Raw genomic sequence first — 20592 nt, 5'->3', positions numbered from 1 at the left:
CTCCTATTCCGTGGCCAGTTCGCCAGCAGGCAAAGCCACGGCGTTCTGGACATCATATTGCAGGGTCATTGCCTCGCCCTTGTGGCTGTCAAAGGACTGGCCAAGGTTGGGCAGGGAGACCTTCAACTCCTTGCCGCCGTCGCCTTCCATGAAGATGTTGAAGACGTTGCCTTCGAATTCCTCGTTGGTGACGGTGGCGGTGACAAAGTGATCGCCAGAGGCGCCCGCAGGCGCGAGGGCAAAGGCTTCGGGGCGGATGAACAGCATGGCATCGTCACCCGGCTGCATCTTGCCGTGATTGGCGGTGGAGATGCGGGCCAGCAGATCGCCGGAGCGGTTGGTGCCGATCAGGGCCGTCTCGCCCGAGACCTGTTTCACCTTGCCGCGAAAGACATTGTTTTCCCCGACAAAGGAGGCGGCAAAGGCAGTGGCGGGGTCGTTGTAAACCGATTTCCCATCGCCGATCTGGTCGATAACGCCAGCGCGCATCACCGCGATATTGTCGGACATGGTCAGGGCCTCGCCCTGATCGTGGGTGATGTAGATGAAGGTGATGCCGACCCGCTTCTGGATCTCGCGCAGCTCGGTGCGCATGTGCTGGCGCAGTTTCAGGTCCAGCGCCGACAGCGGTTCATCGAGCAGCAGCACGTCCGGTTCCGCACAGAGCGCGCGGGCAATGGCGACCCGCTGGCGCTGACCGCCGGACAGTTCCGAGGGCAGCTTATCCCCCTGCCCCGGCAGCGCGATCATGTCCAATAATTCATCGGCGCGCTTGCGACGCTCGCGGGCGGAGGCGCCCTTAATCTCCATGGAGAAGGTGATGTTTTCCCAGACCTTCATCAGCGGAAAAAGCGCCAGATTCTGAAAGATCAGCGCGGTGGGGCGTTTGTTGGGGCCGATCCCCTTCATGTCCTTGCCACCGATCAGCACCCGGCCATCGCTGGGCTCCAAGAAGCCCGAGACCGCCCGCAGAATGGTGGTCTTGCCGCATCCCGACGGTCCGAGGAAGGAGAAGAAATCGCCCCCGTTGATGTTCACATTCGCGTCGCGCACCGCGACGAAATCCCCAAATCGGATCCAGAGGTTCTCAAGATCTACACCGACCCCAGCACTCATATGGCCTCTCCTCAGATTGCACCCCTCCGGTCCGGTGGCAGACCACCGGTCGGCGCAGGATGCACCCGTTCAATTGTCATTGCGTCTTGCGCCATCTGGCGCGCGGCTGGCCCCCCGGATGCACCGGAAGGCCAGTTTTATCAGGCGCGGATCAGGCGCTCTTGAACTTGTTGACGAACTCGGTGCGCACGTCGGCGTACCAGGGCGCCTCGGCCGGCCAGGGGTTCAGATTGGCCAGGCTGTCGCCGGGATAGGCTTCGGCGAAGTTCTTCTTGTAGGTGTCGCCCGAGTATGCATCAGCGCCCAGAACCGGCGAGTTGTAGCCGTGGCTGTCGATGGCCACGCCTGCGGGCTCCTTGCGGTAGGCGAACTCGATGAAGGCATAGATCTGTTCGATGTTCTGCGCGCCAACCGGCATCGACATGCCATCGACCCATGCCATCGCACCTTCGACCGGCGCCTGGTAATGCACCGGTTCGCCCGCAGATTTCAGCGCCAGCGGCGGGCCATCCCAGGTCTGACCAACCACGACGCCTTCGTTCAGCAGACCGTTCTTCTGGGTATCGGCATCATTCCAGATCAGTTTGATCCGGTCCTTGCGCGCCACACACCAGTCGGTGATCTGGCCCCAGACCTTGCGCATGGTCTCTTCATCTTCGTAGGCGGCCCAGACAGAACCCGGCTCCATCTCACCCGAAGCTTCCATGTACAGACCGGCGCCCAGCATCATCGAATGCGCGCGGCCCATGGTCTTGCCGGCGTTCTCTTCGCTCCAGACATCGCCATAGGAGGGCGCATCGCCCGCAGGCAGCCATTTGTCGGTACGGTAAGCGATACCTTCGGTGCCCCAGATATGCGGCAGCCAGTGCGAGCCCTTGCCGCCAAAGTTCCAGGCGTCGGTGCCGATCTTGGCCATCGCCGGGTTCACCGCGTCGATGTTCACCTTGCTCATGTCAAAAGGTTGCAGCAGCTCCAGCGGGCCCCACTGCAGCGAGCGGTTGTTGGTGGGCGAGACGATATCAAAGCCCTGCCCCTTGGTCGCCTTCATCTTGTTGATGATTTCTTCGTTCGAACCGATACCGGTGTAATTCACCTTGATACCGGTTTCCGCCTCAAAGGCTTCGAGGAAGGAAGGCGGCAGATAATCCGACCACATCAGAATGTTTACTTCACCCGAAGAGGCCAGCGCGCTCTTGGAATAAAGCGGTGCGGCCAGCGCGGCTGCGCCTGCTGTCTTCAGCACGGAACGCCGGGTGACGGTGTGTTTTGCAGTCATTGTTTGGATACTCCCTATTGGATTATTGGTCGTGTTTTTATTTTCGTTGTCTCAAGTAACAAAAGCTTGCGGTTGGCCTGTCTCAGTCGACAGTGACAGTTTCAAAAATTGATAAGGCCAGAATGTCGCAGCGCGACGCCCAAATGGGTCCAGATTCGCCCCAAAGCCCCTGTTTATCTTGATCTTAATGCGCCGCATTGGAAATGTGGCCGCTAACACTTTGCGCGCCGCCCGGCGTTGCGTCAACGCCCATGCCCGAAGATTGAGCAGTCGGCGCGGCTTGATGCCCATCACAAAGACGTTCCGATCAGTGCAACGCCCCCCGCCATCAGAACAGCCGCTCCCAGACGGCGGATCCAGTTGCCCTCTTTCAGGAAAACGAATCCGATCAGCGCGGCAAAGATGACCGAGGTTTCACGCAGCGCCGAGACCGCCCCGAGGGGGGCAAAATTCTTGGCATAAAGAACCAGACCATAGGCTGTCATCGACACCAGACCGCCGCCGATCCCGATGATCCAGGTGCGCGGGCGCAGGGCTGCCAGAGTGTTCCGCTTGCGCAGCCCGATGAAACCGGCAACGAAGAGATGCAGAAAGGCGCCCCAGGCCCAGTAGCTGAGCGTATTGCCAGACAGGCGAACCCCCAGACCATCGGTCAGCGAATAGGCAGAAATGCAAAACCCGGTACCAACGGCATAGCCAAGCGCCGCCCTCCCCACGCCGCTTTCGACACCCGAGCGCAGCGCCTGCCAGCTGCTGAGCTGGATGCCCAGGGCGATCAGCGCAATACCGCCCCAGGCCTGCAGCGGCAGCACCTCCCCAGCAAAGATCATCGCCCAAAGCGCCACCAGCGCCGGAACAATGCCCCGGGCGATGGGATAGACGACGCTCAGATCACCATGGGCATAGGCCCGCCCAAGCATGTAGAAATAGCCAAAATGTATCAGCGTGGAGGCCAGCACGTAGGGCATGCTTTCCGGCGCGGGCAAGGGCAGAAGCACCACCATCGCCGCGCCGGGGATCACATGACCCAACGCCACAAGCCCGAGCATTGTGGTACGGTCGGCGGCGGTTTTTACAATTGCGTTCCAGACCGCGTGCAGCATGGCGGCAGACAGGATGATAGATACGACGAATAGGGTCACGGCCGCAGGGCACCTTTCATGACAGGGGAATTCAGGGCATTTCCGGCGGCGATCACGGTCAGCCCGCCGGTTCCGGTGTCATGTCCTCGATCAGACGCGTCTCCAGCAGCTGCCCGTTGCGATAAAGCACCGGATAGGACACCGCCGCGATATGACTGTTGAACTCCCGCAGCGCCCGCAGCGTCTCCAGATGGATGTCCGAGGATTCAAAACTGTCCGCCACTCCGCGTTGCAGGCGCTTCAGGTGCCGTTTGCGGCTGTCGCGCTCCATCCGCTTGACCTCGGTTTTTTCCAGGTTGAGCAGTCGCGCACTTTCCAGATCGTCCGAGATCAGCACGTTCGAGGCCAGCCGCAGATTGGCCATGATGGCTTCATGCATGCGGGTGATTTCGCTCCAACCGTCGCTGGAGAACCGTAGGCCCTTACGGTTCAGATCCCCGGCCAGCGCTGCCAGCCGCGCGGCAGCAACATCCCCGGCTGTTTCCAGACGGATCGCGTATTCGACCATCTCCCGCGCGGTTTTCAGCTCGGCCCGGTCAAAACTGTCCTCGGGGATGCCCGCCACATAAGAACGGATCCCGGACAGGCAGGCGTTGACCTCATGATCGAGCGCCTGAACCGCCTTGATCTGCGCAGCGTCACCACTGCGATACAGGTCGGGCAGCGGGCGGAACATCGCCTCGATCAGGCCAGACATGCGCAGCAACTCGCGCTTGAGGTCGGCCACCGCCTGTGCCGGGGAAGCATAATCGCCCGGCACCAAGGCGCTGACCGGACGGCCCGGCACCACGTCCTCGGGCGCGGCAGGTTCGGGCAGCAGCCGGATCATCAAGCCCTGCATGGGACGGCACAGCGGCAAGGCCACGCAGAGGAGTGATGCGTTGAAGGCGAGATGCGCATATACCAGCGTCTGCCCGCCCTGCAGATCGCCCAACAGCCCCTCGCGCAGGGCTTCGTTGGCGGCCACAAGGCAGATCACCGCCCAGCTGCCGCGCAGCCCGAGATTGGCAAAGGGGATCCGCCGGGCCTTGATCGCCATGCCCCGGCTCAGCCAGATCGGAATGAAGGCCGAGCCGAAATTCGCCCCCAGCACCAGCGACAGACCGGCAGCAAAGGGCAGCGCTCCGATCTGCACCAGCGTGACGCACATCAGGATGGCTGCGACCGAGGAATGCATCACAAAGGCCAGCGCCCCGCCCACAAGGAAGGCAGTGATGTAATCGCGCGCCAGATAGCCCGCGATGGCAGGCAGAAAGGCGCTATCGCGGATCGGATCCATCGCCTCGCGCAGGAAACGCAGAGAGATCAAGATAAAGGCAACCCCCAGCAGGATCCGCCCCAACTGGCGGGGTTTCTTGGCTTCAGTCTTCACGAACAGGTAGCCACCGATGGCCAGCAGCACCGGCACCAGCCAATCCAGCCGGAACGACAGGATCTGAATGATCAGCGCCGAACCGAGATCGCCGCCCAACACGATGGCCAGACCCGCCGGAAAGGCGAGATAACCACTGGCGGCAAATCCCGTCACGAGGAGCGCCACCGCAGCCGAGCTTTGCAGCACCAGCGCCAAACCGATCCCGGACAGCCCGGCCTGCACCTGACTGTCGGCGCCGGTCAGCAGCCGCTGAAAAGAAGCGCCATAGCTGCGCTCGATGCCGGTGCGCACCATGCGCACGGCAAACAACAGCAGCATCGTCGCCCCGGCCAGGCTGATCAGAAAGGTCAGTATCGCCATGTCTGTCTTCGTACCTCAGTCTTCTTTTTCATTATCTGCCTGCTCAGCGATGACGGCGCTGATCCCCCAGTCCGCCAGCGCCTTTGTCAGTTTCTTCCCCGGCGGCAGGTCGGTCACGAGAAGGTCCAGTTCCTCCGGCGCAGGGCCGCGATGGGGGGCCGTCTTGCCGAATTTGGGATGCGCCAGCACCACGATCACCCGCTCAGCACCCTCTGCGGCCACCTGAACCAGCCGTGCCTCGGGGGCGTTCTGGTACAGAACTCCGTGTTTTGCCGATAGCGCATCCGCCGACAGAACCGCCACATCAAACGCGAACCGACCGGCCTGCTGCTCTGTCACCGGTCCGAAGGTGCCCCGTTCATCGCCCTGCATTTCGCCGCCCAGAACATGCACCCGGTTGCCATTGTGGTTCGACAGGACCTGCGCCACGCCGATGGAATTGGTCACCACGGTCAGCCCCACCTTCTGCCGCAACGCCTCCGCCACGAAGGCAGTGGTGGATCCGACATCCAGAAACACCGTCATGCCATCACCGATCTCCGCAGCCGCGGCCTCGGCGATGCGGAGCTTTTCCTCCGGATTTTCACCGATGCGGCGAAAAAAACTGGCGCCTGCCTGCGCGCCTGTCAGATGCGCCCCGCCATGCACCCGTCCGATCAACCCCGCCTTGGCCAGCGTCTTGATCGTGCGACGCACGGTTTCTTCCGACACATCCAGCACCCGCGCCAGTTCAGCGTTACGCCCCGATCCGCCCAGATGGCGCAGGGCGTCCATCAGTTCGGCTTCGCGGCGTGATAAAGTCGGAGCAGTCGGCATGCTGGTCGGCCTCAATACCCAAGATGGAGCGCGTTTTAGACCTCAAAATGGCCAAAACTACAAGCTAAATCCACACAAATCCACAAATACCGGTCAATAATCACAAAATTGTGTGGTGCAGAAAAGGCTTTCCAAACCCCGAAGGGCGGGATTATCTGACAAAAGACAGCCTGAGAAGAGACGCGCCATGGCCCAACCGGATCACCCCCGGAAGAATGTTCTGTTCATCCTCATCGACCAGCTGCGGGCTGATTGCCTGACCGGCGCCCTGGCCGATCATGTGGAACTGCCGAACCTGCGCGCCTTCATGGAAACCGCCGTCACCTTCGAGCGCAATTACACGGTGGTGAACCCCTGCGGCCCTTCGCGTGCCTCGATCCTGACCGGGCAATACGCGATGAACCACCGCTCGGTCCGCAATGGCACGCCGCTGCGCCATGATGCGCCGACGCTGGCCGGAGAAATGCGCAAGGCAGGCTATCTGCCGATGCTGTTCGGCTATACCGACACCTCCCGCGATCCTCGGGTGCATCACCCGAACGACCCGGCGGTACAGACCTATGAATACCACATGGCCGATTTCCACGAGATGTTGGAGATGCGGCTCGAAATGTCCTACCCGTGGCGCTCCCACCTGATGAACAAAGGCTACACCTTTGAGGACTACTGGGATCTCTACAAAACGATTTCGCCCACTGGCGGCGCGCCCCGCCTCAACGATCCGGCCCCCTACCAGGCCGAAGACAGCGACACTGCCTTTCTAACCGACCGGTTTCTGGCCACCATGCCCGCCTATGGCGATCAAAGCTGGTTCGCGCATCTGACCTATATCCGTCCGCACCCTCCGCTGGTGGCGCCTGCGCCCTATAACGATATGTACGATCCCGCCGCGCTGCCCCTGCCCAGTCGGCTGGCCGATGCAGAGGCCGAGCGCGCCTTGCATCCGTTTATCGGCCCTGCCATCGATGCGGTGACGCCCGCCTCCACCGTGCTGGGCTTTCCCGATCTGGGCGCCGATGACGACGTGGTACAGACACTGCGCGCGATCTACCTGGGACTGGCAAGCGAGGTGGACGCCCATATCGGACGGGTCCTGCAGTTCCTGAAGGACAGAGGCCAGGAGGACAACACCCTTGTCATCATAAGCGCCGACCATGGCGAGATGCTGGGCGACCGCCACAGTTGGGGCAAGTTCTCGGTCTATGACGCAGCCTACCAGACACCGCTGATCGTGCGCCTACCGGGCAATGGCGCGCGCGCTGGGAGCAGGGTGCAGGAGATCACCGAGTCGATCGACCTGACCCCCACCATTCTGGACTGGGTCGGACAGGAGATCCAGAATGCGATGGACGGCACCTCCCTGTTGCCGCTGCTGCGGGGTGAGGCACCCACGGACTGGCGCCGCTATTCCTATTCCGAACTGGACTTCGCAGACCCCGCCACCACCGGCGCAGGCGCCTTTGGCATCCGGCCATCGGAGGCCTCTCTCGCGATCCTGCGCGATGAGCGGTTCACCCTGGTCGAGTTCGCAGCCGACCTGCCGCCCATCCTGTTTGATCACCAGGGCGCAGGGGAAATGGAAAATGTCGCCGGGGATCCCGCCCTACAGGCAGATCTGGCGCGGCTGACCCGCACCATGCTGCGCCACCGGATGAGAAACGCCGACCACACGTTGTCGCTGCACGAGATCACCACCAACGGGCCGCGCGCGCACCGGCGTCAGCGCCCCGGCGGTTGACGCTGCCCGCATCTATCGGGCAGAAGATTTTGCGAATTTAGCGATAACATCCCGGTGCCGCCCGGATGCCGCGATCTGACAGGGATGATGCCCATGACCGACCTCCGTGACACCGCCCTGGAACTGTTCTCTGCCGCCGTGGAACGCGCCGATCCAGCGCTCGCCCTACGCCGTCAGATTACCGCGCATCCGCTGCCGCCCTGCCCCGAGGGCGGGCGCACCCTGATCCTCGCCGTGGGCAAGGCCGCTATCCCGATGATGCACGAGGCGCTGGAGCATATTCCGCAGCCCCGGTCGGCCCTTGTGGTGACCAACCCGGAAAACATCTGCGATCTGCCCGGGGCGCGCGTGCTGGCGGGCAGCCATCCCGTCCCGGATGAGGCCAGCGCCGCAGCGGGCCGCGCGGTGATCGACTTTCTTGCAGGCACCACCCCACAGGATCGGGTGATTGCCCTCATGTCGGGCGGCGGCTCCGCCCTGATGGTGGCGCCTGCACCCGGGCTGACCCTCGCGGACAAGGCAGAGGTGGGGCGCCTACTGCTTGCCTCGGGGCTTGAGATCAACGAGATGAACCTGGTCCGCCAGCAGCTGTCAGACCTGAAGGGCGGCGGGCTATTGCGCCATGCGGCCCCAGCCTTGGTCACGGCCTATCTGCTGTCTGATGTGATCGGCGATGATCTGCGCGCCATTGCATCCGGTCCGACTGTGTCCCCCATCGGCACCCGGAGCGACGCTCGCGCGGTGCTGGAACGGGCGGGCATCTGGACGGATTGCCCTGCAGCGGTACAGGCGCATCTGTCTGCTCCCGAAACGCCTGCCGACCTGCCAGAGGCTGAGAATATCCTGATCGGATCGAACCGGCATAGCCTAGCTGCCATGAAACAGGCGGCAGAAGGGTGGCAGGCAGAGATCGTCAGCGATCATCTGACCGGAGATGTGGCGGAAGCCGCCGAAACCGTTATCGCGGCCGCGCGCAACGCCGCAACTGACCTGCCCGTCGCGCTGATCTTTGGCGGGGAAACCACAGTGCGGCTGGCCGGTGACGGCTTGGGCGGGCGCAACCAAGAACTCGCGCTACGGGTGGCGCAGTTGGGCGCCGCGCAGCTCACTGGCAACTGGCTGTTCCTCTCGGGCGGCACCGATGGGCGCGATGGACCGACCGATGCAGCAGGCGGCCTTGTCGGCCCCGGCACCTGGCAGGCCATCCGGGACGCCGGGCAGGACCCCGAGGCGCTTCTGGCCAATAACGACAGCTACGCCGCGCTCAAATCCGCAGATGCATTGCTGATGACCGGCGGCACCGGCACCAATGTCGCCGATGTCCAGGTCTTCCTGCGCCTGCCCGATTAAGCCTCGGCCCAAAGGCCTAACGACGCCCTAGAGGTCGATCTTGTCCAGATCGTTCAGCAGGTCGAGCAGTGCCTCATAACGCTCCTCACCCATCTTGTTCCGGGTCCGGGCGGCCAGTTCCATGCTGGCACCGATATTGTCATCGATGATCTGCTCTCCTGCTGCGGTGATCGTGATCACCTGACGGCGCCGGTCGCTCTCGTCGCGGCTGCGGCTGATCAGCTGTTTTTCCTCAAGCTTTTGCAGAATGCGGGTCAGGCTAGGCAGCAGCAGGCAGGCCTCTTCCGAAATCTGGGTCGGGTCTGTAGGCCCGCTTTCCTGCACCACGCGCAGCACCCGCCACTGCTGTTCAGTGAGGTTCACGTCGCTCAGGAGCGCTCGAATCGGGCCCATGACCCGCTCACGCGCCCGCAACAAGGCAATCGGCAGCGAACGGTCGGTGGATGGCAGTGCTTTTGTCATGTGCGTTTATCACCTCAAAATCAGGCAAAACGCAATTGGAATGGACGATATCCCGCACAGTTGACCACAGGCGCGGATTTTGTTACACATGTTAATGATCTAGGGAGGAGCACGGATCAATGCCCCATATCACGGTGGACTATTCCCCGAATGTCGCAGGCTATGCGGATATTGCCGGTCTGTGCAACCGGCTGCGCCTTGCGGCGGCGGACACCGGTGTGCTGCCCCTGGCCGGGATCCGGGTACGCGCCTTTGCCGCGACCCATGTCTCGATTGCCGATGGCGATCCGCAGCACGGGTATGTGGACATTGCAGTCCGCCTGCGCGGCGGCCGCGATCTGGACACCCGTAAACGCGCCACGGCTGAAATCTTCGAGGCTGCACGGCACTATCTGGAGCCCGCGATGCAGGCCCACTCTCTCGCGCTGTCGTTCGAGATGCGCGACATCGACCCCGATCTTTCCCCCAAATGCGGCACCATCCGCGACCATATGAAGAAGGCAAAGCAGTGATGAGCGATCTGGCCAGCAATATCGAGAAACTCAGCGGCTTTCTGGCGCGATTCAAGGACACCGGCATCCAGAACCGCATTGCCGGGCAGGATATCGCCGGATCCGGCGGTGTGTTCCAGTCGACCTCCCCGGTGGACAAGAGCGTGATCTGCGATGTGGCGCGCGGCTCTGAGGCCGACGTTGACCAAGCCGCTGCCGCTGCCAAGGCGGCTTTCCCCGCCTGGCGCGACACGCCCGCCACCGAGCGGCGCGAGATCCTCTTGCGCATTGCCGATGCAATCGAGGCCCGCGCCGAGGAAATTGCGCTCTGCGAATGCTGGGACACCGGCCAGGCCCTGCGGTTCATGTCCAAGGCCGCCCTGCGCGGCGCCGAGAACTTTCGCTATTTCGCCGATCAGGTGGTGCAGGCCCGCGATGGCCAGCACCTGAAATCACCCACCCTGATGAATATCACCACCCGTGTGCCGATTGGCCCGGTGGGGGTGATCACGCCATGGAACACGCCCTTCATGCTGTCCACCTGGAAGATCGCGCCTGCCTTGGCGGCGGGCTGCACCGTGGTCCACAAACCGGCCGAGGATTCGCCGCTCACCGCGCGCCTTCTGGTCGAGATCGCCGAGGAGGCAGGCCTGCCGCCGGGTGTCCTCAACACCGTCAACGGCTATGGCGAAGACGCGGGCAAGCGGCTGACCGAACATCCCGACATCAAGGCCATCGCCTTTGTTGGCGAAAGCCGCACCGGGAGCCTCATCACCAAACAGGGTGCCGACACGCTGAAGCGGGTGCATCTGGAGCTGGGCGGCAAGAACCCGGTCATCGTCTTTGACGACGCCGATCTGGACCGCGCGCTGGATGCGGTGATCTTCATGATCTATTCGATCAACGGCGAACGCTGCACCTCTTCCTCGCGCCTGTTGGTGCAGGACAGCATCCGCGCCGAATTCGAGGCCAAGCTGGTGGAGCGCGTCAATCGCATCAAGGTCGGCCATCCGCTCGATCCCACAACCGAAATCGGCCCGCTGATCAGCAAGGAGCATTTCGACAAGGTGACCTCCTATTTCGACATCGCTCGCGCAGATGGCGCAACCGTCGCCGCCGGTGGTGAGACGGTGGGTGACGAGGGCTATTTCGTGCGCCCCACCCTGTTCACCGGCGCCGACAACCAGATGCGCATCGCGCGCGAGGAGATCTTTGGCCCGGTGCTGACCTCAATCCCTTTCAGCACCGAGGAAGAGGGGCTCGAGATCGCCAATGACACGCCCTACGGGCTGACCGGCTATGTCTGGACCAACGATCTCACCCGCGCGCTGCGTTTTACCGACCGGCTCGAAGCTGGGATGATCTGGGTGAACAGCGAAAACGTCCGCCACCTGCCCACCCCCTTTGGCGGGGTCAAGGCATCGGGCATTGGCCGCGACGGCGGCGACTGGAGCTTTGAGTTCTATATGGAGCAGAAACACATCGGTTTCGCCACCGGCCAGCACAAGATCGCGCGCCTCGGCGCCTAATCACCCTTTCGGAAACGCGCGCAACCTTTCGGGAGGAGACCCATGGGAGAGATCGTTCTTGCCGCCAAGATGACCCACGTGCCCACCATGCTCATGTCCGAGCAGGAGGGCCCCATCAAAGGCACCCGCCAGCCCGCCATCGACGGGCACCGTGAGATCGCCCGCCGGGCCAAGGCGCTTGGCGCTGATACGGTGGTGATCTGCGACACCCATTGGGTGATCAATGCGGGCTTTCACATCAACGCCAACGCACGTTTCGAGGGGCTTTTTACCTCGAACGAGTTCCCACAGTTCATTCAGGATCTGCCTTATGGCTATGATGGCAACCCGGAGCTGGGCGACGCCATCGCCAAGGAAGCCTCGGACCGGGGCGCCTATACGCTGGCGCATCATCTGGACAGTCTGGAGCTGGAATACGGAACCCTGGTGCCGATGCGTTTCATGAGCCGCGAGCACGACATGAAGGTCGTCTCCGTCGCGGCCTGGGCCACGGTACATGGCCATGACGAAAGCCGTATCGTGGGCGAAGCCATCCGCGCCGCCGTTGAAGCCTCAAACAGTAAGGTGCTGTTGGTTGCCTCCGGGTCTTTGTCCCACAAGATCTGGGCCAATAAGGACTACGCCGCCAACAATGGCACCTTCACCATCAGTTCGGAGTTCAACCGCCAGATGGATCTGCATGTGCTGGAGATGTGGAAGAATGGCGATCACGCGACCTTCCTGAAAATGCTGAGCGAATATGCGCAATTCTGCTGCGGCGAAGGCTCGATGCATGACACGGCGATGCTCTATGGCGCGCTGGGATGGGATGCCTATGATGGCAAATGCGAGGTGGTGACGCCCTATTTCCCCAGCTCCGGCACCGGCCAGACAAACGTGATTTTCCCGGTCTGAACGCCGGATCAACAAGGAGGCACAGATGCCCGTTCCCGCCCCCGTACTCTATCCGCCCTTCAACATTGTCCGCCTCAGCCATGTGGAATATGCGGTGACGGATCTGGCCGCCAGCCGCGCCTTTTACGTGGACACGCTGGGCCTTCAGGTGACGCATGAGGATGACGCCCGCATCTACCTGCGCGCGATGGAGGAACGCGGCCACCACTGCATCGTTCTGGTGCAGGCGGACGCGCCGTCGGTGGCGGTTCTGGGGTTCAAGCTGTTTGACGAGCCCGATCTCGACAAGGCCGCCGATTTTTTTGCCGCCAAGGGGCTGCCAGTCGAATGGGTGGAACGCCCGCATATGGGCCGCACGTTGCGCACCCGCGATCCCTGGGGCATCCCGCTGGAGTTCTACGTCAAGATGGACCGGCTGGAGCCGATCCACCAGAAATACAGGCTCTATAACGGGGTAAAACCGCTCCGCATCGACCATTTCAACATGTTCTCGGCGGACGTGGATGCCAGCGTCGCCTTCTATAACGAAATCGGATTCCGCGTCACCGAATACACCGAAGATGACGACAGCGGCAAAGTCTGGGCCGCCTGGATGCACCGCAAGGGTGGCGTGCATGACGTGGCCTTTACCAATGGTCTTGGCCCGCGCCTGCACCACACCGCCTTTTGGGTGCCGAACCCGCTGGCCATCATCGACCTACTCGACCTGATGGCGACCACCGGTTACGTGGACAATATCGAGCGTGGCCCCGGACGGCACGGGATCTCCAATGCGTTTTTCCTTTATGTGCGCGACCCGGACGGGCACCGGATCGAGATCTATTGCTCGGATTACCAGACTTGCGATCCCGACCTTGAGCCGATCAAATGGTCGCTCACCGATCCGCAGCGCCAGACCCTTTGGGGGGCGCCAGCGCCGCGCAGCTGGTTCGAGGAAGGGTCAAGTTTTGAAGGGGTCGAGCCACAGCCCAGCGCCCTGACCGCGCAGCCGATCATTGCACCGTGACACAACATCAGGACAGCGACTGAACCTTGAGGAGGCGAGAAGCGCCTTCCCAAGGTCAGACGCTGTCCGGGCCAAGGCCCGTACATTGGAGCTTAACTTATGAAATGGGATGAATTCTCAGACTGGGGCCGCAAGGTCGCCGACTGGGCGCAGGATTACCACCTGACCGTGGGCGAGAAACCCGTGCGCGCCCGCACCGAGCCGGGCGAAGTGCTGAACGCTCTGCCCAGCCACCCGCCCGAGGCTGGGATCGGCATGGAAAAAATCTTTGCCGACTTCGAAGAGATCGTGATGCCCGGCATCACCCATTGGCAACACCCGCGCTTCTTTGCCTATTTCACCTCGAATGCCGCGGCGCCCTCGGTACTGGCGGAATTCTTGGTCTCGGCCATGGCACCGCAATGCATGCTCTGGCAGACCTCTCCGGCGGCGACCGAGCTGGAAACCCGGATGATGGATTGGCTGCGTCAGGCACTGGACCTGCCAGAGCCGTTTCAAGGCGTCATTCAGGACAGCGCCTCCTCTGCCACTCTGGCGGCGGTGCTGACCATGCGGGAAAAGGCGCTGAATTGGAAAGGCAATCAGGAAGGTCTGTTCAGCCAGAAACCGCTGCGCGTCTATTGCTCTTCCGAGGTGCATACCTCGATCGACCGCGCCATCTGGGTTGCCGGTATCGGCCAGCAGAACCTGGTGCGTATCCCCATCAAGGGTGATTGGCGCGGCATGGATCCCGCAGCGCTGGAGGCGGCAATCGAGGCTGATATCGCAGCTGGTTTGCAGCCCGCAGGGGTGATCCTCTGCGTGGGCGGCACCGGCACCGGCGCCACCGATCCCGTGGACAAGGTGATGGATGTGGCCGAGAAATACGGCCTTTACACCCATGTGGACGCAGCCTGGGCCGGCTCGGCGATGATCTGCCCCGAGTACCGCCACTACTGGCCCGGCATTGATCGCGCCGACAGCATCGTCTTCAACCCGCACAAATGGCTCGGGGCGCAGTTCGACTGCTCGGCCCATTTCCTGAAGAACCCCGACGATCTGGTGCAGACGCTGGCAATCAGCCCCGAGTATCTGAAGACCCACGGCAAGGACGGTATCATCAACTATTCCGAATGGTCGGTACCACTGGGCCGCCGCTTCCGGGCGCTGAAGATCTGGTTCCTGATCCGCACCTATGGGTTGGAAGGGCTGCGCAACCGCCTGCGCAACCACGTCAACTGGTCGGTGCAACTGCATGACAAGCTCGCCGCGACCCCGGATTTCGAGATCGTGACCCCGCCCATGTGGTCGCTCTGGACCTTCCGCTATGCGCCCGAAGGCGCCACGGATCTGGATGCGCTGAACCTGGCGCTGGTCAATGCCATCAACGATGACGGGCGAATTTACCTGACGCAGACCCGCGTCGATGGCGATCTGGTGATCCGCTTCCAGGCGGGTCAGTTTGAAACCACGGAAGGCGACGTGATGATGGCCCATGATGTCATCACCGAAATCGCCGCCAGCCTGATGAGAGGAGCCGATTGATGCGATTTGCCACCTATAGCGCCAATGGCGAGACTTATTACGGCGCCGTCACGGACGAGGGCATGGCCGCCCTGTCGCCCGGCTTTCCCCATTGGCCGACCCTGCGCGATGTGATCGCTGCCGATGGGCTGCATGATCTGGCAGTGGCTGCCAAAGGTCACCCGGTGACCCACCCGAATGGCACATTCACCTACCAGATCCCCGTGCCCAACCCGGAGAAAATCATTTGCGTCGGGGTGAACTTCCCTGACCGCAATGCCGAATACAAGGACGGCCAGGAAGCGCCGCCCAACATGTCGCTGTTCATCCGCTTCCCGCGCTCATTCAGCGGGCAAGGCCAGCCGCTGATCCGTCCGCCGGAAACGCCGCAGCTGGATTACGAGGGCGAGATCGCGATTGTCATCGGCAAGGGGGGCCGCCGCATCAAGGCCGAAGACGCCTATGACCATATCGCCGCCGTCACCCTTTGTAACGAAGGCACCCTGCGCGACTGGGTGCGCCATGCGAAATTCAACGTGACCCAAGGCAAGAACTGGGACAATTCCGGCGCCATGGGGCCGTGGCTGGTGCCTTTCACCTCGGCCGCGCAGCTGGATGATGTACGTCTCACAACTCATGTGAATGGAGAGCTGCGCCAGGACGACCGTACCAGCCGGATGCTGTTCCCGATCCGCCGCCAGATCGAATATATCTCGACCTTCACCACGCTGGTGCCCGGCGATGTGATCGTGACCGGCACCCCCACCGGCGCGGGCGCGCGGTACGATCCGCCCCGGTTCCTCAAACCCGGTGACGTGATCGAGGTGGAGGCCGAAGGTATCGGCACGCTCACCAATACGGTCGAGGACGAAGCATGACCCCGGATCAGCACAATGAGGCCGCCGCGCGCCTGCTGACAGCCGAAGAAACCGGCCAGCAATGCGGGCTACTGTCCCTCGCCTATCCCCGCATGACGCTGGAAGATGCCTATGCGGTACAAAAGGCACTGGTGGCGCAAAAGCTGGCCAAGGGGCGCAGGAAAATCGGCTGGAAGATCGGCCTCACCAGCCGCGCCATGCAGCAGGCGCTGAACATCACCACCCCCGACAGCGGCGTGCTGCTGGATGACATGGCCTTTGACAGCGGCGGCACCGTGCCCGCCGGGCGCTTCATCCAGTCCCGCGTCGAGGCCGAGATCGCCTTTGTGATGAAGGCACCCCTTGCAGGTGCCGACTGCACCCGCGATGACGTGATTGCCGCCACCAACTATGTGACGCCCTCGCTTGAGATCCTCGACACGCGCATCCTGCGCGTCGATCCCGCCACCGGGCAGACCCGCATCATCACCGACACCATCAGCGACAATGCCGCCAATGCGGGTGTCGTGCTGGGCAACCAGCGCCACACCATCGACGCGTATGATCTGCGCTGGGTCGGTGCCATCGTCGCCCGCGACGGTACCGTCGAGGAAACCGGTCTGGGTGCCGGGGTGCTGAACGATCCCGTCACCTCGGTCCTGTGGCTGGCGCGCCGCATGGCGGAATATGGACAACAGATCGAAGCCGGGGATATCGTCCTCTCGGGTTCGTTCATCCGGCCCATCGAATGCCCTCCGGGCAGCGAGATCACCGCCGATTTTGGCCCCTTTGGCCAAGTCGCCATTTCATTCGCCTGACCGCCCCTACCTGACCGCCCCAATTTGACCAAAGAGGTTTTCCATGCCCGCACCCAAGAACAGTTTCAAACAGGCCCTCACCGAGGGCAAACGCCAGATCGGCTGCTGGATGAGCTTTGCCGAACCCTCCGTGGCCGAGATCATGGGCACCTGCGGCTTTGACTGGCTGGTGGTGGATGGCGAACACGCGCCCAACGACATCCGCTCAATCCGGGACCAGCTGATGGCGCTTGAAGCCTCAGACAGCCATCCGGTAGTGCGCGTCCCGATTGGCGAGACCTGGATTATCAAGCAGGTGTTGGATGCGGGCGCCCAAACCGTTCTGGTGCCCATCGTCGAAAGCGCCGAACAGGCCGAGGAATTGGTGCGCGCTTGCAAGTACCCGCCCCATGGCACACGCGGTGTCGGCGCTGCAGGGGCGCGGGCCAGCCGGTTCGGATCGGTCAGCGAATACATCCAGACCGCAGATCAGGAGATCTGCCTGCTGGTGCAGGTGGAAAACCGCGCCGGGATCGCCGCGCTGGATGACATCCTGCAGGTCGAAGGCATCGACGGCGTCTTTATCGGCCCGGCAGATCTGTCGACCGACATGGGCCACCAGGGCAATGCCGCCCACCCCGAAGTGCGCGCGGTGATCGCGGGCGCGCTGGAACATATCCGTGCTGCAGGCAAGGCGCCCGGCATCCTTGGCGTCACCGAAGAGGCGACACAGGCCTATTTCGACATGGGCGCGCAGTTCCTTGCGGTGGGTCTGGATGTGTTGATCCTGGCCCAGAACGCCCGCAAGCTGGCCGCCGACTGGAAGGCGCGTTAAGCCTCAATTGCCTCCCTGTCAGCCCCATTGGCGCAGAGGTTCTTCATTCGCAGGCCCGCAGTGGTTTCCCCGCTGCGGGCCTGCTACGTATTTCCCTGCAATTGACCGGTTTTACCTTCCGCCAGTAGCCTGCAATCACAGGAGCGAGAGCGCGCCAGGACCAAGGGAGCACCCCGAAAGAGACCGGCGCGACATCAGGGAGGACAACTATGAAACGCGCTATTCTTGCGGGTATGGTGTCGGCGCTTGCCTTGGCTTCGGCCGCAGCAGCAGACATCAAGATCGCCCATATCTACGGCAAAACCGGCCCCTATGAGGCCTACGCCAAACAGTCCCATGACGGGCTGATGCTGGGGCTGGAATATGCCACCGGCGGCACCATGGAGATCAACGGCGAAAAGATCGTCGTGATCGAGAAGGACACCCAGCTGAAGCCGGAAAACGGCAAGGCCCTCCTGGAAGAGGCCTATGGCGATGACGAAGTCGATCTGGCCATCGGTCCGGTCAGCTCGGGCGTGGCATTGGCCATGCTGCCGGTTGCCGAGGAATACGAAAAGCTGTTGATCGTGGAACCTGCCGTGGCCGACAGCATCACTGGCGCCAACTGGAACCGCTATATCTTCCGCACCGGGCGCAACTCGTCGCAGGACGCGGTCTCCAACGCCATCGCACTGGCCGGTGAAGACACCCATATCGCCACGCTGGCGCAGGACTATGCCTTTGGCCGCGATGGCATCGCCGCCTTCAAGGAAGCGCTGGAAAGCGTCGGCAGCGACGTTGCGCACGAAGAATACGTGCCCACCGACACCACCGACTTCACTGCAGCCGCCGAGCGGATCTTCAACGCGATGAAGGATCTGGACGGCAAGAAGAAGCTGTTCGTGATCTGGGCCGGTGGCGGCAACCCGATGAGCAAGATCAACGCCATGGACCCCAGCCGGTTCGGCATTGAAATGGCAACGGGCGGCAACATCCTGGCGGCGATGAAGGGCTACAAGGAATTCCCCGGCATGGAAGGCGCCACCTACTACTACTATGAAATCCCGCAGAACCCGGTGAACGACTGGCTGGTGAAAGAGCACGAAGCCCGCTTTGGCGCGCCGCCGGATTTCTTCACCGCAGGTGGCATGACCGCTGGTATCGCCGCAGTCGAGGCCATCAAGAAGGCCGGTTCGACCGACACCGAAGAGCTGATCACCGCGATGGAAGGCATGGAATGGGAAACCCCCAAGGGCACCATGATGTTCCGCGCCGAAGATCACCAGGCTCTGCAGCCCATGTATCACTTCAAGATCAAGGTCGAAGACGGCGTTGAATGGGCAGTCCCGGAACTGGTGCGCGAGCTGGGTATCGACGAGCTGCCGATCCCAATCCGCAACCAGTAACCCTTCAGAACCAGCGGTCCGGGGCGCCATGCCCCGGACCGCCCTTTGTCCGGCCTGGCCATCGCATGGCCCATTTCCGCAGCCCCGGCGCCCGTTGTTTCAGGCCGCCGGCGCGGGCAGACCAGAGACTGACATGACTTCCTCTCCCATACTGAGTACCCGTGACCTGACGGTCCGATTTGGCGGCCACGTCGCTGTCGATGCGGTGACCTGCGATTTTCATCCCGGGCAGCTGACTGCGATTGTCGGCCCCAACGGCGCGGGCAAGACGACCTATTTCAACCTGATTTCAGGCCAGATCTCCGCCAGCGCCGGGCGCGTCTTTCTGCATGACCGCGATATCAGCGGCCAGTCGGTCTCTGCCCGCACCCGCGCCGGGATCGGCCGGGCCTTTCAGCTGACCAACCTGTTTCCCAACCTGTCGGTTCTGGAAAACGTGCGTCTGGTGGTGCAGGCCAAATCGGGCCGCAGCTTCAACCTCTGGTCCATGGTCTCGCGCCACGGCGATCTGACCGCCGAGGCCGAAGCCATCCTGCAGCGCGTGCGCCTGCTGGAGCAGCGCGAACAGGTGGTGTCAGAGCTGTCCCACGGCAATCAGCGTAAACTCGAAGTCGCCCTGCTGATCGCGCTCGATCCCGCTGTCTATATGTTCGATGAGCCCACCGCAGGCATGAGCGTTGATGAGGCTCCGGTGGTGCTGGACCTGATCGAGGAACTGAAAGACCAACGGAACCGCACGATCCTTCTGGTGGAGCATAAGATGGACGTGATCCGCACCCTCGCCGACCGCATCATCGTTTTGCACAACGGCGCCCTCGCCGCTGATGGTCCCCCGGCCGAGGTCATGGCCTCGGATGTGGTGCAGGAGGCCTATATGGGCCGGGGCCTCGAAGGAGTACTGGCCGATGTCTGATCCTATCCTGAAACTCGAAGGCGTCTATACCAACATCGCGCAATATCACATCCTGCAAGGGGTGGATCTGCAGGTGCCGCGCGCAGCCGTAACCATGCTTCTGGGCCGCAACGGGGTCGGTAAGACCACCACCCTGCGCACCATCATCGGCCACTGGCGCGCCCATAAGGGCCGCATCCTGTTCGATGGCGAGGACATCACCAAACTGCCCACCCCGGCGATTGCCCGCTTGGGGCTGGGCTTCGTGCCTGAGGACATGGGAATCTTCGCTGATCTCACGGTCGAGGAAAACATGGTGCTGGCCGCCGTCTCCGGCCCGATCAACTCGGCCCGGCTCGACTGGATCTTTGCCGCCTTCCCGCCGCTCAAGACCTTCTGGAAATCCGAGGCCGGGAACCTGTCGGGCGGGCAAAAACAGATGCTGTCGATTGCCCGCGCCATGGTCGAGGAACGCAAGCTTTACCTCATCGACGAGCCGACCAAGGGTCTGGCGCCCGCCATCATCTCGACCATGGCACGCGCCCTGAAGGATCTCAAAGATCAAGGCGCCTCGGTGCTGTTGGTGGAACAGAACTTTGCCGTCGCCAAGGCGCTGGGAGACAGTGCCAATGTGATGGACGACGGGCGGATGATCTGGTCCGGAGAAATGCAGGAGCTGGCAACCGATGCGGCCCTGCAGGAACGCCTGATGGGCCTCAGTCTGGAGGCACATTGATGACTGTCCTGACGCCAATTCGCCCTGAACAG

Annotated in this window: 19 protein-coding genes; 13 read left to right on the top strand and 6 right to left on the bottom strand. The window is 62.5% G+C overall.

Annotation, left to right across the window (positions count from 1 at the left end; translation table 11 throughout):
• Positions 1–3: 3 nt before the first annotated feature.
• The 5 genes from SM764_RS10550 to SM764_RS10530 all read right to left on the bottom strand — a co-directional run bounded on the left by SM764_RS10550 (position 4) and on the right by SM764_RS10530 (position 6085).
• Entirely contained in the window at positions 4–1116 is a 1113-nt protein-coding gene (locus SM764_RS10550) for an ABC transporter ATP-binding protein (RefSeq protein ID WP_369001755.1), read from the bottom strand.
• 151 nt (positions 1117–1267) lie between these two features.
• Positions 1268–2392: an extracellular solute-binding protein gene (locus SM764_RS10545; protein WP_065271601.1), complete on the bottom strand. Its 1125-nt coding sequence runs from the start codon at positions 2390–2392 to the stop codon at positions 1268–1270.
• A 290-nt stretch (positions 2393–2682) separates the two neighbouring features.
• Positions 2683–3534 (bottom strand): DMT family transporter, encoded by an 852-nt coding sequence (locus tag SM764_RS10540; RefSeq protein ID WP_065271602.1) that lies wholly within the window; start codon positions 3532–3534, stop codon positions 2683–2685.
• A 58-nt stretch (positions 3535–3592) separates the two neighbouring features.
• Positions 3593–5269 (bottom strand): Na/Pi cotransporter family protein, encoded by a 1677-nt coding sequence (locus tag SM764_RS10535; RefSeq protein ID WP_369001754.1) that lies wholly within the window; start codon positions 5267–5269, stop codon positions 3593–3595.
• Between the two features lie 15 nt (positions 5270–5284).
• Positions 5285–6085 carry a DeoR/GlpR family DNA-binding transcription regulator gene (locus SM764_RS10530; protein ID WP_368998140.1) on the bottom strand — a complete coding sequence of 267 codons (801 nt, stop codon included), beginning with the start codon at positions 6083–6085 and terminating at the stop codon, positions 5285–5287.
• Positions 6086–6272: 187 nt separating this feature from the next.
• On the opposite strand from SM764_RS10530, the gene SM764_RS10525 reads away from it, so the two are divergent.
• Positions 6273–7823, top strand: a complete 1551-nt coding sequence (locus SM764_RS10525; protein WP_369001753.1) for a sulfatase-like hydrolase/transferase — start codon at positions 6273–6275, stop codon at positions 7821–7823.
• 93 nt (positions 7824–7916) lie between these two features.
• A complete protein-coding gene (locus SM764_RS10520) occupies positions 7917–9173 on the top strand; it encodes a glycerate kinase type-2 family protein (protein ID WP_369001752.1) in 1257 nt (418 codons plus the stop codon).
• A gap of 27 nt (positions 9174–9200) precedes the next feature.
• On the opposite strand, the gene hpaR is transcribed toward SM764_RS10520, so the two are convergent.
• Positions 9201–9635 carry a homoprotocatechuate degradation operon regulator HpaR gene (hpaR, locus tag SM764_RS10515; RefSeq protein ID WP_065271606.1) on the bottom strand — a complete coding sequence of 145 codons (435 nt, stop codon included), beginning with the start codon at positions 9633–9635 and terminating at the stop codon, positions 9201–9203.
• A 119-nt stretch (positions 9636–9754) separates the two neighbouring features.
• Between hpaR and SM764_RS10510 the strand changes: the two genes are divergently transcribed.
• The 11 genes from SM764_RS10510 to SM764_RS10460 all read left to right on the top strand — a co-directional run bounded on the left by SM764_RS10510 (position 9755) and on the right by SM764_RS10460 (position 20560).
• Positions 9755–10147: a 5-carboxymethyl-2-hydroxymuconate isomerase gene (locus SM764_RS10510; protein ID WP_274835542.1), complete on the top strand. Its 393-nt coding sequence runs from the start codon at positions 9755–9757 to the stop codon at positions 10145–10147.
• Positions 10147–11655, top strand: coding sequence for a 5-carboxymethyl-2-hydroxymuconate semialdehyde dehydrogenase (gene hpaE, locus SM764_RS10505; protein ID WP_369001751.1), 1509 nt, complete (start codon positions 10147–10149; stop codon positions 11653–11655). The genes SM764_RS10510 and hpaE overlap by 1 nt, the downstream gene beginning before the upstream one ends.
• Before the next feature lie 42 nt (positions 11656–11697).
• Positions 11698–12549 carry a 3,4-dihydroxyphenylacetate 2,3-dioxygenase gene (hpaD, locus tag SM764_RS10500; RefSeq protein WP_347508948.1) on the top strand — a complete coding sequence of 284 codons (852 nt, stop codon included), beginning with the start codon at positions 11698–11700 and terminating at the stop codon, positions 12547–12549.
• Positions 12550–12574: 25 nt separating this feature from the next.
• Entirely contained in the window at positions 12575–13555 is a 981-nt protein-coding gene (gene hpaD, locus SM764_RS10495; protein WP_368948431.1) for a 3,4-dihydroxyphenylacetate 2,3-dioxygenase, read from the top strand.
• Positions 13556–13654: 99 nt separating this feature from the next.
• Positions 13655–15079, top strand: a complete 1425-nt coding sequence (locus tag SM764_RS10490) for a pyridoxal phosphate-dependent decarboxylase family protein (protein ID WP_369001750.1) — start codon at positions 13655–13657, stop codon at positions 15077–15079.
• Entirely contained in the window at positions 15079–15936 is an 858-nt protein-coding gene (locus SM764_RS10485) for a fumarylacetoacetate hydrolase family protein (protein WP_369001748.1), read from the top strand. The genes SM764_RS10490 and SM764_RS10485 overlap by 1 nt, the downstream gene beginning before the upstream one ends.
• The gene (hpaH, locus tag SM764_RS10480; RefSeq protein ID WP_369001747.1) at positions 15933–16733 is read left to right on the top strand and encodes a 2-oxo-hept-4-ene-1,7-dioate hydratase; all 801 of its coding nucleotides are present in this window, start codon (positions 15933–15935) and stop codon (positions 16731–16733) included. The genes SM764_RS10485 and hpaH overlap by 4 nt, the downstream gene beginning before the upstream one ends.
• 43 nt (positions 16734–16776) lie before the next feature.
• The gene (locus SM764_RS10475; protein ID WP_369001746.1) at positions 16777–17547 is read left to right on the top strand and encodes an HpcH/HpaI aldolase family protein; all 771 of its coding nucleotides are present in this window, start codon (positions 16777–16779) and stop codon (positions 17545–17547) included.
• A 209-nt stretch (positions 17548–17756) separates the two neighbouring features.
• On the top strand, positions 17757–18932 hold the full coding sequence (locus tag SM764_RS10470; protein WP_369001745.1) for a substrate-binding domain-containing protein: 1176 nt from the start codon (positions 17757–17759) through the stop codon (positions 18930–18932).
• A 133-nt stretch (positions 18933–19065) separates the two neighbouring features.
• Positions 19066–19845 (top strand): ABC transporter ATP-binding protein, encoded by a 780-nt coding sequence (locus SM764_RS10465; protein WP_369001744.1) that lies wholly within the window; start codon positions 19066–19068, stop codon positions 19843–19845.
• Entirely contained in the window at positions 19838–20560 is a 723-nt protein-coding gene (locus SM764_RS10460) for an ABC transporter ATP-binding protein (RefSeq protein ID WP_274838223.1), read from the top strand. Before SM764_RS10465 ends, SM764_RS10460 begins: the two co-directional genes overlap by 8 nt.
• Positions 20561–20592: the final 32 nt, after the last annotated feature.

It is taken from the genome of Pseudophaeobacter sp. 1A16562, from assembly GCF_041008785.1.
GTDB lineage: Bacteria > Pseudomonadota > Alphaproteobacteria > Rhodobacterales > Rhodobacteraceae > Phycobacter > Phycobacter gallaeciensis_A.
Note: the sequence above shows the minus strand (reverse complement) of the source record. Positions and strands in the feature narration are given on the sequence as shown.

Bases quoted from the DNA above. Each gene is read 5' to 3' on its own strand.
- hpaD (WP_347508948.1), top strand. From the start codon at position 11,698: ATGGGAGAGATCGTTCTTGCCGCCAAGATGACCCACGTGCCCACCATG.
- SM764_RS10550 (WP_369001755.1), bottom strand. From the start codon at position 1,116: ATGAGTGCTGGGGTCGGTGTAGATCTTGAGAACCTCTGGATCCGATTT.
- SM764_RS10545 (WP_065271601.1), bottom strand. From the start codon at position 2,392: ATGACTGCAAAACACACCGTCACCCGGCGTTCCGTGCTGAAGACAGCA.
- SM764_RS10525 (WP_369001753.1), top strand. From the start codon at position 6,273: ATGGCCCAACCGGATCACCCCCGGAAGAATGTTCTGTTCATCCTCATC.
- SM764_RS10510 (WP_274835542.1), top strand. From the start codon at position 9,755: ATGCCCCATATCACGGTGGACTATTCCCCGAATGTCGCAGGCTATGCG.
- SM764_RS10485 (WP_369001748.1), top strand. From the start codon at position 15,079: ATGCGATTTGCCACCTATAGCGCCAATGGCGAGACTTATTACGGCGCC.
- hpaH (WP_369001747.1), top strand. From the start codon at position 15,933: ATGACCCCGGATCAGCACAATGAGGCCGCCGCGCGCCTGCTGACAGCC.
- SM764_RS10465 (WP_369001744.1), top strand. From the start codon at position 19,066: ATGACTTCCTCTCCCATACTGAGTACCCGTGACCTGACGGTCCGATTT.
- SM764_RS10530 (WP_368998140.1), bottom strand. From the start codon at position 6,085: ATGCCGACTGCTCCGACTTTATCACGCCGCGAAGCCGAACTGATGGAC.
- SM764_RS10490 (WP_369001750.1), top strand. From the start codon at position 13,655: ATGAAATGGGATGAATTCTCAGACTGGGGCCGCAAGGTCGCCGACTGG.
- SM764_RS10460 (WP_274838223.1), top strand. From the start codon at position 19,838: ATGTCTGATCCTATCCTGAAACTCGAAGGCGTCTATACCAACATCGCG.
- SM764_RS10520 (WP_369001752.1), top strand. From the start codon at position 7,917: ATGACCGACCTCCGTGACACCGCCCTGGAACTGTTCTCTGCCGCCGTG.
- hpaE (WP_369001751.1), top strand. From the start codon at position 10,147: ATGAGCGATCTGGCCAGCAATATCGAGAAACTCAGCGGCTTTCTGGCG.
- SM764_RS10475 (WP_369001746.1), top strand. From the start codon at position 16,777: ATGCCCGCACCCAAGAACAGTTTCAAACAGGCCCTCACCGAGGGCAAA.
- hpaD (WP_368948431.1), top strand. From the start codon at position 12,575: ATGCCCGTTCCCGCCCCCGTACTCTATCCGCCCTTCAACATTGTCCGC.
- SM764_RS10535 (WP_369001754.1), bottom strand. From the start codon at position 5,269: ATGGCGATACTGACCTTTCTGATCAGCCTGGCCGGGGCGACGATGCTG.
- SM764_RS10470 (WP_369001745.1), top strand. From the start codon at position 17,757: ATGAAACGCGCTATTCTTGCGGGTATGGTGTCGGCGCTTGCCTTGGCT.
- hpaR (WP_065271606.1), bottom strand. From the start codon at position 9,635: ATGACAAAAGCACTGCCATCCACCGACCGTTCGCTGCCGATTGCCTTG.